General features: G+C 68.2%; 17 protein-coding genes and 1 pseudogene. 10 read left to right on the forward strand and 8 right to left on the reverse strand.

All coding sequences use genetic code 11. The features are described 5' to 3' along the window. Window positions 1-44 precede the first annotated feature (44 nt). From sigJ to NE236_RS03470, 3 genes are all read right to left on the reverse strand, one after another. Window positions 45-896, reverse strand: coding sequence for an RNA polymerase sigma factor SigJ (gene sigJ / locus NE236_RS03455; protein ID WP_252840299.1), 852 nt, complete (start codon window positions 894-896; stop codon window positions 45-47). Then, window positions 893-1,471 carry a carboxymuconolactone decarboxylase family protein gene (locus NE236_RS03460; RefSeq protein WP_252840300.1) on the reverse strand — a complete coding sequence of 193 codons (579 nt, stop codon included), beginning with the start codon at window positions 1,469-1,471 and terminating at the stop codon, window positions 893-895. The genes sigJ and NE236_RS03460 overlap by 4 nt, the downstream gene beginning before the upstream one ends. A gap of 332 nt (window positions 1,472-1,803) precedes the next feature. Then, window positions 1,804-3,006, reverse strand: coding sequence for a hypothetical protein (locus NE236_RS03470; protein WP_252840301.1), 1,203 nt, complete (start codon window positions 3,004-3,006; stop codon window positions 1,804-1,806). A 391-nt stretch (window positions 3,007-3,397) separates the two neighbouring features. Here NE236_RS03470 and NE236_RS03475 point away from each other — a divergent pair, with 391 nt between their 5' ends. The 6 genes from NE236_RS03475 (at window position 3,398) to NE236_RS03500 (ending at window position 9,690) form a co-directional block, all read left to right on the forward strand. Next, the gene (locus NE236_RS03475) at window positions 3,398-3,892 is read left to right on the forward strand and encodes a hypothetical protein (protein ID WP_252840302.1); all 495 of its coding nucleotides are present in this window, start codon (window positions 3,398-3,400) and stop codon (window positions 3,890-3,892) included. Between the two features lie 155 nt (window positions 3,893-4,047). Continuing rightward, window positions 4,048-4,797, forward strand: coding sequence for a TnsA-like heteromeric transposase endonuclease subunit (locus NE236_RS03480; RefSeq protein ID WP_252840303.1), 750 nt, complete (start codon window positions 4,048-4,050; stop codon window positions 4,795-4,797). Window positions 4,798-4,823: 26 nt separating this feature from the next. After that, window positions 4,824-6,872, forward strand: a complete 2,049-nt coding sequence (locus NE236_RS03485) for a Mu transposase C-terminal domain-containing protein (RefSeq protein WP_252840304.1) — start codon at window positions 4,824-4,826, stop codon at window positions 6,870-6,872. Continuing rightward, a complete protein-coding gene (locus NE236_RS03490) occupies window positions 6,866-7,906 on the forward strand; it encodes a TniB family NTP-binding protein (RefSeq protein ID WP_252840305.1) in 1,041 nt (346 codons plus the stop codon). Before NE236_RS03485 ends, NE236_RS03490 begins: the two co-directional genes overlap by 7 nt. A gap of 2 nt (window positions 7,907-7,908) precedes the next feature. Continuing rightward, a complete protein-coding gene (locus NE236_RS03495; protein ID WP_252840306.1) occupies window positions 7,909-9,018 on the forward strand; it encodes a TniQ family protein in 1,110 nt (369 codons plus the stop codon). 141 nt (window positions 9,019-9,159) lie between these two features. Further along, window positions 9,160-9,690 (forward strand): DUF4158 domain-containing protein, encoded by a 531-nt coding sequence (locus NE236_RS03500; protein WP_252840307.1) that lies wholly within the window; start codon window positions 9,160-9,162, stop codon window positions 9,688-9,690. Between the two features lie 78 nt (window positions 9,691-9,768). Here the strand turns inward: NE236_RS03500 and NE236_RS03505 are convergent, their stop codons facing one another. Further along, window positions 9,769-11,016 (reverse strand): glycosyltransferase, encoded by a 1,248-nt coding sequence (locus NE236_RS03505; RefSeq protein ID WP_252840308.1) that lies wholly within the window; start codon window positions 11,014-11,016, stop codon window positions 9,769-9,771. Between the two features lie 810 nt (window positions 11,017-11,826). Between NE236_RS03505 and NE236_RS03510 the strand changes: the two are divergent. Continuing rightward, a pseudogene (locus NE236_RS03510) lies at window positions 11,827-12,301 on the forward strand (transposase); the annotation flags it as partial. A gap of 76 nt (window positions 12,302-12,377) precedes the next feature. Then, complete coding sequence (locus NE236_RS03515; protein WP_252840521.1) at window positions 12,378-12,536, forward strand: helix-turn-helix domain-containing protein; 159 nt, start codon at window positions 12,378-12,380, stop codon at window positions 12,534-12,536. A gap of 179 nt (window positions 12,537-12,715) precedes the next feature. Here the strand turns inward: NE236_RS03515 and NE236_RS03520 are convergent, their stop codons facing one another. Next, window positions 12,716-13,144: a hypothetical protein gene (locus NE236_RS03520; protein WP_252840309.1), complete on the reverse strand. Its 429-nt coding sequence runs from the start codon at window positions 13,142-13,144 to the stop codon at window positions 12,716-12,718. A gap of 244 nt (window positions 13,145-13,388) precedes the next feature. On the opposite strand from NE236_RS03520, the gene NE236_RS03525 reads away from it, so the two are divergent. Beyond that, entirely contained in the window at window positions 13,389-13,652 is a 264-nt protein-coding gene (locus NE236_RS03525; protein ID WP_252840310.1) for a hypothetical protein, read from the forward strand. Here the strand turns inward: NE236_RS03525 and NE236_RS03530 are convergent. Next, window positions 13,635-14,354 (reverse strand): Tn3 family transposase, encoded by a 720-nt coding sequence (locus NE236_RS03530; protein ID WP_252840311.1) that lies wholly within the window; start codon window positions 14,352-14,354, stop codon window positions 13,635-13,637. The genes NE236_RS03525 and NE236_RS03530 overlap by 18 nt on opposite strands. An 86-nt stretch (window positions 14,355-14,440) precedes the next feature. Here NE236_RS03530 and NE236_RS03535 point away from each other — a divergent pair, with 86 nt between their 5' ends. Further along, window positions 14,441-15,478: a hypothetical protein gene (locus NE236_RS03535; protein ID WP_252840312.1), complete on the forward strand. Its 1,038-nt coding sequence runs from the start codon at window positions 14,441-14,443 to the stop codon at window positions 15,476-15,478. A 209-nt stretch (window positions 15,479-15,687) separates the two neighbouring features. Here NE236_RS03535 and NE236_RS03540 read toward each other — a convergent pair whose 3' ends face one another. Continuing rightward, complete coding sequence (locus NE236_RS03540; protein ID WP_252840313.1) at window positions 15,688-15,945, reverse strand: hypothetical protein; 258 nt, start codon at window positions 15,943-15,945, stop codon at window positions 15,688-15,690. Between the two features lie 52 nt (window positions 15,946-15,997). Next, window positions 15,998-16,381, reverse strand: a complete 384-nt coding sequence (locus NE236_RS03545; protein ID WP_252840314.1) for a DoxX family protein — start codon at window positions 16,379-16,381, stop codon at window positions 15,998-16,000. Window positions 16,382-16,401: the final 20 nt, after the last annotated feature.

Genomic DNA, 16,401 nt, shown 5'->3' on the forward strand with positions numbered 1-16,401 from the left:
TTCTCACGGCCCGGAACACCCACGGCGCCAGAGCAGCAGCGGGCCTACCTGGCGAGTTCTGCCGGTTCATCCAGCCGCGTCAGTTTCCGCGGGTTCGCGATAGCGTGGATCCGGGTGACCCGCCCGTTCTCCACCACGAGGCTCACCGCGGCCACCCGGCCGTCGATCTCGATCCGGCCCGCAGGCGCGCCGTTGAGCCACACGGCCGACACCACCCGGTTCGGACGCGCGAGCAGCTTCGCCACCAGCTCGGCCCCGTGGACCGGAGCCGGAGCGGCGGCCGCAAGCCCGCCGCCATCGGCGATCAGGACCACGTCCGGTGCCATGACCTCCATCAGCTCCTGCACCTGCCCGGTTCGCAACGCGGTCAGGAACCGGTCCACCACGGCCTGCTGCTCCGACCGGCTCACCTGTATCCGCGGCTGCCGGGCCGCCACATGCCCGCGGGCCCGCCGCGCGATCTGCCGCACCGTGGCCGCTGACTTCCCGACGGCCTCGGCGATCTCGCCGTACGGCATCTCGAAGACCTCGCGGAGCACGAACACCGCCCGCTCCGCCGGCCCGAGCGTTTCCAGCACGGTCAGCATCGCGATCGAGACGCTCTCCGCGAGTTCGACGTCCTCGGCAACATCAGGGCTGGTCAGCAGCGGTTCCGGCAGCCACTCGCCAACGTATTCCTCGCGGCTGCGCGACAACGTTCGCAGGCGGTTGAGCGCTTGCCGTGTGACGGTTCGGACGAGGTAGGCCCGCGGGTCGTGCACCTGCGAGTGGTCGACGTCGGCCCACCGCAGCCAGGACTCCTGCAACACGTCCTCCGCGTCGGCCGCCGACCCGAGCATCTCGTAGGCGACCGTGAACAGCAGGCTGCGATGGGCCACGAACGGATCCTCGGTCATGCCGTCGCCGTTACGCCGGACTTCTCAGGACGCGCGGCCAGCGGAATCTCGCATGCATCGGAGAAGCCCTGCGACGTGACCCCGTTCGCATTGTTGTTCCTGGTCGCCATGTTGACAAAGGCGATGAACGCGGTGAGCTCGACCATCGCCGCCGGGCCGAGCCGCTCGAGCAGGCTTCCGTACAGCTCGTCGGTGACGGTCAGCGGGGTGTTCGTCATGGCCTCGGCGTACTCCAGCACGTCCCGCTCCAGCGGGGTGAACACCTCCGACTCCCGCCAGCGCGGCACCTGGCTCGCCTTGGCCAGGTCCAGGTCCTGGTTCTGCGCCTGGAAGTAGCCGACGTCGAGGCACCAGCTGCAGCCGACCTGTGCCGCGACGGCCATGTGCGCGAACGACTTGAGGCTCGCGTCGGCCGCATCCCACTCGCCCACCTTGGCCGAAAACTCCAGATTGGACGTGGCGACCTTGGGGCTGTGCCACACCACCTCGACGGGCTCGGGCACTTCGCCGAGCTGCTTGATCATGTTCTCCCTGAGCTCGGTGGGGAGCTCCGCCTTCGGGACGCGTAGCGCCATGATGTTCTCCTTGTACGTGCATACGTTGGCCTGTCCGACATGAAGACACCACCGGGCCCCCGCGCGTGACAACGGGGCCCGGATACCCGCGGTATCCGGGCCCTGACATCTCGCGCGTGGTGCGGGCGCGCCGCCGTGCTACGGCCTGTCGTTAACGACGGGGCAACTGGCCACCGCCGAGTACGTCGACTGGTACAACGCCCAGCGGATCCACACCGCCATCGGGGACGTTCCACCCGACGAATTCGAAGCCACCTACTACGCGCAGCACCAACCCCGCGAGGCGGTTGGAGCCAACCACTGAGGTCTCCATAGAACCCGGGGTGGCTCAGTTACGCGGTCGCCGGCGGGGTGGATTCTGCTGGATGTCCGCGCGCAGCCAATTCTTCGCGGGCGGCCTGGGCTTCTTCTCGAGCAGCCTGGGCGCGCAGTTCGGCCTGGACGGCGCGTTCGCGCTGGGTTGCGGCGTCGGCGCGGGCGGTATCCCGGTCGCTGCGCAGGGCCTCGATCTCGGCGGCCAGGCGATGGGCGTCGGCGCGCGCGTGTTCGGCCTCCCGCCGCAGCTCATCGACCTGCCGGGTGAGCTCTAGACCGGCCCGCTCGGCGCGGTCGGCCAGCGCCGTCATCGCCGCGGCGTTCTGCCGGGCCTCGGCGGCCTGACCTTCGGCGGTCTCGGACCGCTGCCATGCGGTGCGGGCGTCGGCCTGGGCGGCCTGTGCGGCGGCCTGCGCCGCGGCCAGCTCGGCGCGGCACTGGGCGAGCTGGGCGGTGAGTTGCTCGCGGGCCTGACGTTCCTTTTCCAGGTTCTGGGCGGTCTCCTCCAGGCGTGCTGCCAGGGACTGTTCGGCCTGGCGGGCCAGCGCTGCCGCGCGTTCGGCGTTCACCGCGGCCTGCCGGTGGACGGCTACAGTCTCGGCCGCCTGTTGTCTGGTCTGCTCGGCCTCGGCATGGGCCTGGGCGGCCGCGTCTTCGGCCTTGGCCCGCGCAGCCCGGTCCTGTTCGCTGCGGGCCGCCGCCTGGGCGGCCCGTTCCTCGGCTTCGTCGGTACGGCGGCGCGCCGCCTCCGCCTCCTCCCGGGCCACTGCCGCCTCGGCCTTGACCTCGGCGGCCTGCGCGGTGGTGACGCCGGTGATGGCCGCGAACCCCTCGATGGCCTTGGTCAGCACCGCCTGGGTCTCGGTCATGGCCGGGACAGCCTCCTCGGCCACGGCCGCCACCAGCCGCAACGGGTCACCGAGCGCCTCGGCCACCCGTGCATCCCGCAGGGCCTGGGCGCGTTCCTTGCAGTCCTTGGGCGGCGGGCAGTACAGCCGGCGCCGGCCGCCCTTGTAGCGGCCGTCGGCACGGCGCACCGGCTCGGGCAGCGGCGCCCGGCACACCTGGCAGCGCCCGTGCGGGGCCGGCTCCTCCCGCTCATGGCCAGCCGTGGCGTCGTCTGGTCCGCCGGCGGCGGTGAGCGCGGGAACGGAGGAGGCCTCGGCGACCTCGTCACGGTCGGGGGCGGGGTCCTCGGTGCTGGTGGAGGCGTCAGTCATGATCCAAACGCTAGCAGACATTCGTTTCACGATACTCGAAACTCGTTTCGCGATAGATGACTCTAAACTATCTGTGATCTAGAGAGTGAATGAGAATGACTGTTATCAACCACTCTCCGGCCGCGCCGGAACGGCCGCGGGTGTGAGTAGTTGTTCCGTTGTCCTGGTGTCCTGACTCAGTGAATCTGAGGCAGTCTCATCGAATCTGAGGCAGAGGAGTGGCTGTCTCGCTACAGTCGAGGCACGTGTGGCGGGAAGGGTTGGTGTCGGATCGCGCTGGACCTGGTCTTCTCAGGTGACCTGGCGGAGTGATGGTGGTTTCCCAGCTGGTCCAGCGCATCTGAAGTGATTCTTGGGGGTATTCCCGAGATTTGGAGGCGGAGTGTCGCCGTTGATCATCGAGCTGGATCCGCTGCGGGCTGCTGGCCCGGTGTCGCTGGGGATGTCGTTTGAGGAGGCGGGGCGGGCGCTGGCGGCGTGGGGAACGCCGCGGCCGTTTGCTCCGTATCCGGGGGCTGAGCCGCTGGATTGGCAGCTGTGGGATTCGGGTGTTAGTGCTCACGTGTTCTGCGGGTCCGCGGGCGTGGTGCAGACGGTCGAGATCTCCCGGGCCTTCGAGGACCCCGATGTGGAGCCGCAGGCGCGGGTGCTCCTGCTGGGCATGGACGTGTTCTCGGTGCCTGCCAGGCAGGTGATCGCGGAGCTGGGTGCCCGCTACGACGTGGATGACGACGTGGGTCACGGCGTGGTCGTGCGGGAGTTGTCGGTCGGGATGTCCCGCGATTTGGGGGAGCCGTTCCCGAGCGCTGACCGGTGGTGTTTCGACGGCGTTTTGATCGCGGGTCCGGGCTACTACGACCCGCCGCCTCGGGACGGCGGGTCATGAGCGCGGGTCTGCCAAGACCCGCACCTATCGTGGAAACCGCCACTTCAAATGAGAGACATGAACGGTAATAACGAACAAGGCACGTGGCGAACCGCAGTTCAGCCAGGGAGACGCCTCGCCAACTAAAACGAGAGGCGACGGTCGGGAAGGTGCCGATGGGTGGTTCGCTGTCGGTCGCGCAGCGGCTGCCGGGCACCGAGTATGAGGTCACGTTCGTTGATGAGGCTGGCCGCGAGCAGCGGGAGCCGTTGGAACGGGCGTGGTCGGTGCCGTTCGAGTATGGCCGGCCGGTGCGGGCGTTGCGGTCGTTTAAGGGGCAGAAGAACTTTACGGGGGTCTGGTTCGCTGCATCGGTGGGCCGTCACGTCGGGTTCGAGTCGTGGGTGGAACGCGATCAGGCGATGTGGCTGGACTTCGACCGCGAGGTCGCTTCGTTCGCATCGCAGCCGTTCGTGTTGAGCTGGGCCGCTGGTGGTCACAGGCGCCGGCATGTGCCGGATTACTTCGCGCGGTTAGTCGACGGCACCGGCGTGGTGATCGATGTGCGTCCGGATGAACTGGTGGACACCGCCTCCCAGGAGCAGTTCGCGGCGATGGCTGAGGCGTGTGAGGCGGTGGGCTGGGTGTTTCGCCGTGTCGGTGTGCTGGACCCGGTGATGGCGGCGAACCTGCGGTGGCTGGCCGGTTACCGGCATGAGCGCTGCTGCTCGCCGCGATTCGCTGGGGTCTGCCGGGAGGTGTTTGCCGAGCCACGGCCGTTGATGGCCGGCGCCGGGATGATCGGTGATCCGATCGCGGTGTTGCCGACGTTGTTCCACCTGCTGTGGCGGCAGGAGTTGACGACCGATGTCACCTCCCGGGTACTGGGACCGGGATCGGTGGTTCGCGCTGGTGATGGCTCGTGACCGCGAGGCGCCCGGCGGTGCTGCGGGTGGGCGACACAATCTGTTTCGACGGGGCGCATCACGTGGTGATGGGCTTGTCGGGCCAGGTGGTGCACCTGGTCGATGAGACCGGAGAACAGTCGGCGGTGTCGCTGCCCCATCTGCTGGGCGACCCTCAGTTCGAGGTCGTGACCTCGATCGAACGACGCGGCCGGGTGCCGCAAGAGGGGTTGCTGGAGGCGCTGCCTAAACGGGTGGTCGAACAGGCCCGCTGGTGGGAACGGCACCTGATCGAGGTGATCACGGGGCTGCCCCCGAATCCGGCCGAGGGTGCGCGGCCGCAGACGGAGTACGATCCGCAGGCCCGTTCACTGCGGCAACGCGAGGAAGCCAAGGTCGCCGAGCTGGCCGCTGGCGGGCACGCGGTCGGGTTGAGCACGCTTCAGCGGTTGCGGCTGCGTTATCAGCGGCAGGGCGTGTGGGGTCTGGTGGATCACCGCGCGGCCCGGCGCACTGCCGCCACGGGGCGGGTCGATGAGCGTGTCGTGGCCGCGCTGCGCACGGCGGTCGTCGAACAGACCGACCGCTCGACCGGCACCGCCGAGCGGCTGCGCCGCCGGATGGAACAGATCATCGCCGAAGAGCACGGGGCTGGTGTGGTCCCCTTGCCGTCCAAGGCGACGTTTTACCGCCTGCTGGCGGTGGTGAGCGCCGGTCGGCACACGTTGGGGTCGGCCCGCACTCGCCGATCGCTGGCCAACCGCCCGGAGGGGCCGTTCGGCACGCTGAGTGCGGCACGTCCCGGTGAGCTGGTGCAGATCGATTCGACGCCGCTGGATGTCGCGGTGGTGCTCGATGACGGCGTTGTCGGGCGGGTGGAGTTGACCGGCATGGTGGACGTGGCGACCCGCACCGTCGCCGCCGCGGTGCTGCGCCCGACGACCAAGGCGGTGGACGCCAGCTTGCTGCTGGCCAAGGCGATGACGCCCGAGCCGATGCGGCCGGGCTGGCCGGAGGCGCTGCGGATGTCACGATCGGTGCTGCCGCACCGGGCGCTGACGGAGATCGACCAGCGTCTGGCGGACGCGGCGGCCCGGCCGGTGATCGTGCCGGAGTCGATGGTGTGTGATCGCGGCAAGGTCTACCTCTCGCGGGCGTTCACCTCGGCATGCCGCACGCTGGGGATCAATGTCTATCCGGCGCACCCGGATACGCCGACGGACAAGCCGATCATCGAGCGCACGCTGCAGTCGGTGGGCACGCTGTTTTGCCAGTACGTCGCGGGTTACCTCGGCTCGTCGGTCGAGCGTCGCGGCAAGAACGCCGACGCGGAGGCGGCGTGGTCGCTGCTGGAACTGCAGGCCCTGCTGGATGAATGGATCGTGGCGTGCTGGCAGAACCGTCCGCACGATGGGCTGCGAGATGCGGCGATGCCGGCCAAGCCGCTCACGCCTAACGAGAAGTACGCCGCGCTGGTGGCCGCGGCCGGATATGTCGCGGTGCCGTTGGAGGCGGAGGACTACATCGAGCTGCTGCCGGTGAAGCGGCGGGCGATTAACGCCTGGGGCGTGAAGATCGATCACCGCGTCTATGACTCCGAAGACTTCAACGGCTACCGAGGACAATCATCAGGCGTCCAGGCTCATCAGGGGCGGTGGGAAGTGCACTACGACCCCTATGACGTCTCCCGGATCTGGGTGCGCAACCACCACGACGGCGGCTGGCTGGTCGGGACCTGGCGGCACCTGCGCACCGCTCCAGTGCCGTTCGGGGATCACGCATGGGACCGCGCCCGACAGCTTCTGGCCCACCGCGGCACGGACCCGGCCACCGAGGCCGAGATCGCCCAGGCGGTCAACGACCTGCTGGATCGGGCCGAACGCGGACCCACCCGGATGGACAAACGCGATCAGAGGGTCGCCGCACGCACCCGGGCCACCGCCGAACCGACCTGGCCCCGCCCCGAACCGCCCGACGACCTCACTGCCCCGGCCGAGCCGGTCGAAGCCATCGATGACGCCGATGACGAGCCCGGTGCCCAAGTCATCCCCCTTGGCGTCTACGACGCCCGCAAGGAAGCGGAGAACTGGTGGTGAACCTCACCGACCCGCCGATCGTGGGGGAGCGGCGGCCTCCCACGATCACCCTGGAAGGCTGGCGCCGCTTCGTCCAAGAAGACCCGGTCAACCTCGATCTGCTGCCCGATGACGCTCGCGCCTCGCTCACGCCCGAGCAGCGATTGGCCTACGACGACGCACGCATCCGCTACCACTCCGAACTGGTGGTTGTGAAGACCTCCACGGTCCGTGAGGTCACCCACCAAGGCCGGCTGCTGATGCTGCTCAACCAGCGGGAGATCGGCGCCCGCCGCGGACTGATCGTCTCCGGAGCATGGGCGACCGGCAAGAGCACCGCGATCAAACAGCTCGGCCGCACCCACGAACTCCGGGTCCGCACCCAGTATCCCGAGGACGACCGCATCCCCGTCGTCTACGTCACCACGCCACCGAAGGGCTCCCCGCGCAAGCTCGCCGCCGAATTCGCCCGCTTCCTCGGCCTGCCGGCCATCGTCAAGCCCCGCTACAACGTCACCGACATCGCCGATGTCGTCTGCCAAGTCCTCACCGACGCCCGCACCGACCTGGTCATCGTGGACGAGATCCACAACCTCAACCTGGGCACCAGCGCCGGCGAGGACATGTCCGACCATCTGAAGTACTTCACCGAACACCTGCCCGCCACGTTCGTCTATGCCGGCATCAACGTCGAACGCGAAGGACTGTTCACCGGAGTGCGCGGCAAGCAGATCGCGGCCCGCTGCGTGCTCACCCGCACCGGCTCCTTCCCCTACAAACAGGAATGGAAAGACCTCGTCGCGACCTTCGAACAAACGCTCCGGCTGCACGACCACACCACCGGCACCCTGGTCGGACTCAGTAAATACCTCCACCAGCGCACCAGTGGGGTGATCAGCAGCCTGTCGCACCTCGTCCGAGCCGCCGCAATCAAAGCGATCCTCGATGAGAGCGAACAGATCACCCGGCAGCTGCTGGATACCATCCAACTCGATCACGCCGCCGAAGAAGCCATGCCTGCACCTTCCCGGACGCGGACACGGTCAACGGGCTGACGATGGAGGTCTTCCCCGCCCGGCCCAGACGCCGCCTGCCCCGCGTCCTTCCCCCGATCCTCGACGAAACCCTCGACTCATACGCCTCCCGGCTCGCCCACGCCAACCGGCTGCACAACGACGACCTACACGCCCACCTCACCGGCAGCAAGAACCCAGCCGCACCGATCCAGGCCAGAGCGCTGGCCACCGTGACCGGATATCCGCTGGACTCCCTGCACTACGCCATGCTCGAACTCTGTGGCCCTACCGACCTGGTCGCCATGAGCATCACCGGACGTCCCATCCCCGGCGGCCTTCGACGTCCCGCCTGCTACCAGTGCACTCCTCCGGCATCACCACGCACCGATGAGCTGCGTATCGGGGAACACGCATGGCGCTGGAGCCGACACGAAGACCTCCTCTGCAGGCGGCACCAACGCTGGATCGGAGACGCCCTATCACCGGACACAGCCCAGCCGAGCCTGACCAAACAGCCCGAAATCCTCGCAGCCAACCGGCGACACCGCCGCCTCATCAAGCATCACGGACGCGACCAAGTACGCCTCGCCCTGGGCAGCGCCCACTTGATCTGCACCGAGTGGCACAGCCGCGGCGGCCAATTCGCCCGCGACTACCACCGACTGATGGCCACCTTCCATCGACACGGTGACATCTACTATCGCGACGGTCCCACGGCCGAAGCCTCCCGTTACCCGCAGATCATCGCGCTCACCCGGCTGCTGGCGTCGCCGACCTGGCGATCCCGGGCGCTGCACGACAACCTCAACGTCGAACCACCAACCGAGCCGTTCTCGCCCCTCGAAGATCTCGACCGCATGCCGGAACGGGCCAGACGGTACTACGCCGGAGTACTCCAAGACGGCCCTCAGCTCGACATCTTCCTCGCCGAGCTTCGCCGCACCGTCGCCCCCCGCTACCGCTGGGACCCCTACGCCTACCACCGCTACTACGACCCACTGGTCCGATGGATCAAAGACGAGCTCAAGCCGGACCCGGGATCACCACTGCCGCCGGAGGCCTACGAACCAGGTTGGATCCGACGACTTGCCTCAGATCTAATGAGACATCCGCGGCCCGACCGTCTCATCGAATCTGAGGCACCCAGGTAAGAAGGCATGCATGCCTCACATTGGATGCGAGAGGACACCTGGGGTGTCGGTAAGACTCGTGCCACCAGGTACACGCGATGGTGTCGGACCAGGCCAGCGGGGCCTTCTGTCACTGCTTGAGAATCTTTCGCTGATCCCGGCGTGTCTGATCAGATGCAGCCAGTATTGATCCGGGCACGTAGGGTTTGCGGCGGCCTGGATGCCGCCTGTTTGCAGGGGCCGGATAGCTTCGTGGCGCGTGTTCTGGACGATGACGAGCTGATCGGGCATTGGACGCTGGTCGGGGATGAGCTGGAGCAGTTGTCCGGCCGGCGGGGCGCGACGAAGCTCGGGTTCGCGCTGCTGCTCAGGTTCTATGCGGTGCACGGCCGCTTCCCGATGGGTCGCGGCGAGATCCCGGACCAGGCTGTCGCCTATGTCGCCCGGCTGGTGCCTGCGTCCGAGTTGGGGCCCTACGAATGGGATGGCCGGACGATCAAGGCTCATCGGGCTGACATTCGTAAGTTCTTCGGGTTCAGGGAGTGCTCGGTCCCGGACGCGGAGAAGGCGGCGGAGTGGCTAGCCATCAACGTGTGCGAGAAGGAAGCGCCAGGTCGACCGCGTGCGGCAGGAACTGCTGGCGCATTTGAAGGCGGAGGGCCTGCTGGGCGGGCGTGGCCTGGTCGGGGGTGAGCTGGGGACGGCGGCCCCGACCAGGCCGCGGGCACGCGCGGACAGGCGGGGTGCCCGCCCGCGCAACCTCCGGGGGGATCAGCCCGCGGACACCGCGGACCCGCTCCGGCCGATCTTGTCGAGCAGAAGCTTCGCGGCCAGCTCCGCCCCGTCGGTGCGGACCGTCTCGGCCACGACGGCCGCGCGGGCACCGGTCTCGGGGGCCAAGGCGATCTTGAGTGCGGCCGACAGCGACTCGGCGGTCGGCGTCGGACCGTCGTGTCCCGTGCCGATGCCCAGCTCGGTTACCCGGCCCGCCCAGTACGGCTGGTCCGCGACCTGGGGTACCAGCACCTGCGGCGCCCCGGCACGGGCCGCCGTCGTCGTGGTGCCCGCGCCGCCGTGGTGCACGACCGCGGCCACCCGGCGGAACAGCGCCTGCTGGTTGACCTCGCCGACGACGAAGCAGTCGTCCCGGTCGTCGATCAGGGCCAGGTCGGCCCAGCCGCTCCCGAGCAGGACGCGGCGACCCTGCGTCCGGACCGCTTCGATGATGGCCCGGGAGACGTCCTGCGCGTTCGCGCCCCGCATCGACATGCTGCCGAAGCCCACGTACACCGGCTCTGCACCGGTGGCCAGGAACGCCTCCAGGTCGGCCGGGAGCGAGCGCTCGTCCAGCCGGATCCATGCACCGGTCTGTGCCACGTCGAGCTCCGGCGTCTCCTGCCACGGCCCCAGGACCGGGTCAGCCGCCAGGAACGGGTGGTCAGTGAAGACATGGTCGCGGATGCCGTCCACCGGCGGCAGGCCGATCGAGGTCCGGTGGGTATTGATCGTGTCGCCGAACAGCGCGTTCTTGTGCTCGGCGTTGAGGTCCCACAGCCCCCGGTTGTCGGTCACCTCCGCGGGGATCACCTGGCCCGGCCAGGGGCGAGGCGGGTGGTGCGGCGACGGCAGGTAGCACGGGGAGAAGGACGTGAACGCATAGGGCACGCCCAGCTTCTCGGCCGCCGCCCGCGCACCGGCCACGGCCGGGAACGAGCCGGTGGCCACCACCGCGCCGCAACCCTCGGCCACCCCGGCGACCGCCTCGTAGGCCATGGCGGTCAGCTCGGCGGCGATGTCGGATAGGCGCGCCTGCGCCTTGCCGGGGACCGCCCCCGTCGCCAGCGCGCGGATCGGCCAGCCGACGGGAGTCAGTGGCACGTCGACACTGTCCAGCAGCTCCGCGAAGTCCGGCGGCGCGCACACCCGCACCTCAACGCCGAGAGCCTTTAGCTGCAGCGCCAGCCCCGTCATCGGCTCGACGTCCCCGCGCGACCCGTAGGTCACCAACACAACGCGCATTCCGCAGCCCCCACTTTCCGTACGTTCCGGCGTCGAGGGGTGATTGTGCGGTATGACCGGGGCCTTGTGGCAAGGCCCCCCATGCGCTATATGTTGGTAGTGGCAAGGAGCGGATATCCCCCTTGCCCTTTTTTATTGCTTCGCCGCCCAGTAGGTAGCCCCCTCCCGCCTCGGGAGACGACTCCAATACCCACTGTCCAGCATCTCGCCATGATCGTGCGGCAGCCCGTGGATGACCTGAAATCGCCCCAGCTCAGGGCGGGTTGGCGAAGCGTCAGAACTGGATGAGGGCCCTCAGGGTCGTACGCTCGTCCATGGCCTTATCGGCTGCCGGTCATTGCCGACCAGCGTCCACGACCCGATCAGATCCTCGGTCGACCACTCCTGACGCACCAACCGAACCCGTAAGGCCGCCAACAACCTACCGGCGCGTCACTTTGCACTTCATAACAGCTTCAGGAGTTCAGGGCCTGCAAAGACCCATCACCGTTCACCACCAGTAACCACAACTACGCACAGCTACTTTGGGGCTGGTCGCACGGACCCGAGCGGAGGGCCACTTAAGAACTCAACGGGCACAAACGCGCAAGCTACGACCGAACACCCAACGAGCGACGGGGACGTCCGGGCGCATCGGAACCGAAACGTACGCCAAGACCCTCGCCACGCCAGGCCTCAAGATCACCGCGGTTGCGTCCACGGGCGTGGTGTACGAGTTTCCGCTGGTGACAGGCGTGGCGTCGTGAACTGAGACGGCCACCGCGTGATCCTTTCGATTAGCCAGTTCAAGATCGAAAGGACACCAACGCGATGGCCGTCAGTGACAGTGTGGACCCTGCAAGCTGGTTCGCCGAGCAGATCGGGGCGTGTGAGCCGGATCTGCTGAGATCGATGGTCAAGACCATGGCCGAGGCGCTGATGAGCGCCGAAGCCGACGCGATCTGCCGCGTGGAGTACGGGCAGCGCTCGGGCGAGCGGGTCAACCGGCGCAACGGGTACCGAGAGCGGGACTGGGACACCCGGGCGGGCACGATCGAGCTGGCGATCCCGAAACTGCGGACCGGTTCCTACTTCCCCGAGTGGCTGCTGGAACGCCGCCGCCGCGCCGAGCAGGCGCTGGTCTCGGTGGTCGCCACCTCCTATGTGCTGGGGGTTTCGACCCGGCGGGTGGACAAGCTGGTCGACCAGCTCGGCATCAAGAACATCTCCAAAAGTCAGGTCAGCCAAAGTCCTGGATGAGCAGGTCACCGCGTTCCGGAACCGGGCCTTGGACGCGGGCCCGTACGTACGAGCACGAGCTGCGCGCCGAGCGCCAGGCCGAAGGGATCGCCGCGGCCAAGCGCCGCGAGGCCGAGGGGCGGATGCTGCCCGGCAAGAAACCCACTGGACGCCCCCGAACGGTCGGCCCGGCCGAGTTGGCCACGCTACGGCGCCTGGTCAACGACGGCGTGAGTGTCACCGAGGCCGCACGCACACTGAAGATCGGCCGGTCCACCGCCTACCAAGCTCTCGCAGAATGATCAGACGGCGGCCAGGCCTCGAGAAACAGCGCTGCGTGGTCCCCGGACAGCGGCCGGCCCCGCGCCGCAGGGCGGCGCGGGGCCGGTGCATGAGGGTGCGGGCCGGGTCAGCCTGCGGCGCGGGCCCGGTCCTGGGCGGCGTGCAGGTCAGAGTCGTACGAGCTCAGGAGCTCATCACGTCATTTGCCGAGCCACTGCCACGCAACGCAGTCGGTGGGAACCCAGCCCTTGATCGTTGGGCTGTTCTTCTTCTGCCGGTAGGTGATGTGGGACCAAACGTTCTTGTAGCCGCTCAATTCCGGCCTGTGCTTGCACTTGCCCGTGTACTTGTACTTTCCGCCGTGCAGGTCGTACTTGTCTTCGCAGACCCATCGCCCGTTGGCGAGGAACGTGCCGAGGATGGGGTTGCCCTTCTTCGACATGGTCGGCTTCTTGCGGATCCCGACGTTGTACCGCGCCTTGAGCTGGTAGCCCGTGCCGCAGTGCTTGGCGGCCGACACGGTGGGGGACTGGGGGGCTGGCGTGGCGGCGGACGCGGTGCCGGCCAGGCCGAGACCCGTGGCCGTGAACACGGCGGCGGCCGCGCTCGACAGCAGAACCTTCTTCATGGATGTCCTTATCTTTCCGAGCGGACGGATCGTTTGTGATGACACTCCCCCGCGAAAACGACGGGCCGGATGGCTTCTATACGGCACACGCGGTTCCTTCGGCGGGGAGGCCAGTTACATGATCACGGTTCGTCTCGTGGGCATGGGCGGGATAGGTCGCGATTGTGATCTTGTTCACTGGGGGGCCGGCGGAAGAGTCAACGGATTTGAGGCCCCGCGCCCTGGACGGTGTTCGTAAGAGGCTGTGAGCTGCGAGGAGAACTGCGAACGCGGCAGCGAGGTGTGGGGCGGCACCGGATACGTCAGCGCCGCGGGCCACGGCGGGGAGGATGTCCGCAGGATCGTGGCCCTGTACGCGGAGACTCTGACCGTTGACCTCCACATACGCCGCTGCAGGTCCACCGCCTACGCCGCGCTGGCCGCCGCTGCGGCGGCCAGCTGGTCACGCGGCGAGGCCGAGGTGGCGGTCCATGTCGATCTCGATGGTCCCCTACAGGTTGGCGTGTGACCAGAACAGCGGGCTCAGCCCGCGTTTGTCGGCGTCGGTGAGCCGCTCGGCCCACTCGGGTTCCTTGAGGATCGACTGGACCAGCAGGGTGTTGACGAAGACGAGGGCGGACCGGAGCAGGTGCAGCGCGAGCATCGACACCTCCTGGTTCTCCTTGTCCGATCCCGGGATGGTGCCGGCCTTGCCGTAGAACAGGTCGGAGTTGGCCGAGTTCCAGTTCTCCACCACCTGCAGTCCTTCGTGGATCTCCCGGCGCAGCTCTTCAGAGGCCATGTACTCGGCGATGAACACGCTCTTGGCCGCCCGGCCGAGCTCTTCGATCGCCCGGTAGGTGGGGTGCTTGGGGCCGCCGCGGGTGAAGCGGCGCAGCACATGCTCGGCCTCGGCGGTGCGCAGCTTCAGCGCGGTCGCGTACTTGACCATCTGGTCGTACTGCTGGGCGATCAGCTCCCAGTTGATGACCTTGTCCGACACCATCTCGGCCAGGCAGTCCGGCACCGGGTCGTCGGCGCCTGCGCGGGCCAGCTTCTGGTGGGCGACGTTCTTCATCCGGGACAGCAGCTTGAACCCCATCAGGTGCGCGAACGCGAACCCGACCAGGATCTGGCCGTGCGTGTCGGTGTACTGCCGGTCGATGCTCGCGTCGGTGCAGTGCCGCCGCGAAACCGAGGCCGTCGGCACGACCGCGACCGTTGACGCCATCGCCCGCACGGCAGGAGTCTCGCGCCGCCGACCAGAGCAAGCTGAAACAATGATCATCTCGCACGCGTCACCTGGGGGATTCGTCGATGAAGGTCGGGCTCGCACGTTCCGCCGCGGTCCAGTGGGTTGCCGAGCATGCCCAATCCGATGCCGGCTTTCGGGGCGCTTACTTCAGCGGCTCGACCGTCGGGTTGCCGGACGATGCCGAACTGCCACCGTCCTCCGACATCGACATCTTCGTCGTCACCGCCGCCGACACCCCGCCGGCCAAGCCGGGGAAACTCCGCCACCAGGGCGCCCTGCTGGAAGTCAGCTACCTGCCCTGGGCACAGCTTGCCTCCGTGGACGACGTTCTCGCCTCCTACCACCTGGCCGGCAGCTTCCGTACCGACGCGATCATCAATGATCCCACCGGCCATCTGCGTAAGCTGCACGCGCACATCGCGCCCCGTTTCACCGCCCGGCCCTGGGTCCGCCGCAGGCGCCAGGACGCCCGCCACCGGATCGAAACCCGCCTCGGGGCGATCGACACCTCGGCACCGTTCCACGAACAGGTGAGCGCCTGGCTGTTCCCCACCGGCGTGACCTGCCACGTGCTCCTCGTCGCCGCCCTGCGCAACCCCACCGTCCGTTTGCGCTACCCGGCCGCACGCGAGGTCCTCGCCGACTACGGCCACCTCAGCCTCTACCCGGAGCTCCTCGCCCTCCTCGGCTGCCCGCACCTGCCACCGCAACGGGTCCAGCACCATCTGCGCGAACTCGCCGCAACCTTCGACGCCACCGTTCAGGTGGCGAAGACCCCGTTCTTCTTCAGCAGCGACATCACCCCCACCGCACGGCCTATCGCCATCGACGGAAGCCAGACCCTCATCGACCGCGGCGACCACCACGAGGCGGTCTTCTGGATCATCGCAACCTTCGCCCGCTGCCATACCATCCTGGCCACGGACGCTCCCCAGCTGCACGAGGCCCTCGCTCCGGCGTTCCAGGAAGCCGTCGCGGACCTCGGTCTCGCCTCCACCGCTGATCTTCTCGACCGCGCCGCAGAGGTCACCCGGTTCCTGCCCCGGCTCTGGCAGACCACCGAGGAGATCTTGGCCAGTAACCCCGACGTCACTGAATAGCAAAAGCACAGCATCGCTTCGGACCCTGAGTGGTGTCGGTTCGACGCTCGCGCGGCCACGATCGCCTGGCCTGGGCGCCGTCTGCGTTCACGGTCGGGTCTGGTCACGACGGGCGCGACCGCAGTACGCGGGCGTGGGCGAGGCGGATGTCACTTCGACCAGTTGCCGACCATCTCGACGTAATTCCAGCCGGTGACCTCCTTGCCCTCTTAGGTGCCGGTGGCCGTGCCGGTGCCTTCGAGGCGGGCCGGCCGGCCGCTGCCGAGCTCCGGGGCGTTGGTCCCGGTGATGCGGACGGTGAGGTCGGCCTTCAGCGAGGGGATGCTGAACGGCCGGACCAGCGGGCCGGTGTTCCTGGCCGACCGCCGCACCCCTGTCTCCGGACCATGCACCCCCGCGGCCACCGACGTCTGCCCGACCACCGGGCGGGCCCGGCTGTCGTATCCGCGCGCGGAGTACCTATTCAAGATCGCCTCCACAGCACTCGACCCCATGGGGACGGGTGGACGCCGCACCCGGTCAGCCGATGAAGGACGCGGGGCCCAAGCAGCCCCACGCCACGAAGGCGGCCAGGGCGAGATAGACCAGGTTCGCCCCGACGGCGATGGCCTCGTGACGGCGGAGGTGCGTGATCATCGCGCCGACCATCAGCAACACCGCACAGACAGCGGCCAGCGGCACCAGCATCGGTGCGATATCGAGCGCGGCGGGCAGGATCAGGCCTACCGCACCCAGGATCTCGAGGGCTCCGAGGGCCTTGACGAAGCCGACGCCGGCGTCTCCGGTCCATCCCCTGCCGGGGGCGGCGGCCAGCTTCTGTTTGGGCGCGACCAGCTTGGTGGTGCCACTGAACAGGAAGACGACGGCCAGCAGCCCGGCGGCGATCCACAGAGCGAGGTTCATGAGGTTCTCCAATGATGACC

It is taken from the genome of Actinoallomurus purpureus (assembly GCF_024055795.1).
In the GTDB taxonomy this organism is placed as follows: domain Bacteria; phylum Actinomycetota; class Actinomycetes; order Streptosporangiales; family Streptosporangiaceae; genus Actinoallomurus; species Actinoallomurus purpureus.

Excerpts from the sequence above, each read along its gene's own strand:
- NE236_RS03530 (WP_252840311.1), bottom strand. The coding sequence starts at position 14,354 with ATGGCGTCAACGGTCGCGGTCGTGCCGACGGCCTCGGTTTCGCGGCGG.
- NE236_RS03515 (WP_252840521.1), top strand. The coding sequence starts at position 12,378 with ATGCTGCCCGGCAAGAAACCCACTGGACGCCCCCGAACGGTCGGCCCG.
- NE236_RS03545 (WP_252840314.1), bottom strand. The coding sequence starts at position 16,381 with ATGAACCTCGCTCTGTGGATCGCCGCCGGGCTGCTGGCCGTCGTCTTC.
- NE236_RS03505 (WP_252840308.1), bottom strand. The coding sequence starts at position 11,016 with ATGCGCGTTGTGTTGGTGACCTACGGGTCGCGCGGGGACGTCGAGCCG.
- sigJ (WP_252840299.1), bottom strand. The coding sequence starts at position 896 with ATGACCGAGGATCCGTTCGTGGCCCATCGCAGCCTGCTGTTCACGGTC.
- NE236_RS03520 (WP_252840309.1), bottom strand. The coding sequence starts at position 13,144 with ATGAAGAAGGTTCTGCTGTCGAGCGCGGCCGCCGCCGTGTTCACGGCC.
- NE236_RS03535 (WP_252840312.1), top strand. The coding sequence starts at position 14,441 with ATGAAGGTCGGGCTCGCACGTTCCGCCGCGGTCCAGTGGGTTGCCGAG.
- NE236_RS03470 (WP_252840301.1), bottom strand. The coding sequence starts at position 3,006 with ATGACTGACGCCTCCACCAGCACCGAGGACCCCGCCCCCGACCGTGAC.
- NE236_RS03480 (WP_252840303.1), top strand. The coding sequence starts at position 4,048 with ATGGGTGGTTCGCTGTCGGTCGCGCAGCGGCTGCCGGGCACCGAGTAT.
- NE236_RS03495 (WP_252840306.1), top strand. The coding sequence starts at position 7,909 with ATGGAGGTCTTCCCCGCCCGGCCCAGACGCCGCCTGCCCCGCGTCCTT.
- NE236_RS03460 (WP_252840300.1), bottom strand. The coding sequence starts at position 1,471 with ATGGCGCTACGCGTCCCGAAGGCGGAGCTCCCCACCGAGCTCAGGGAG.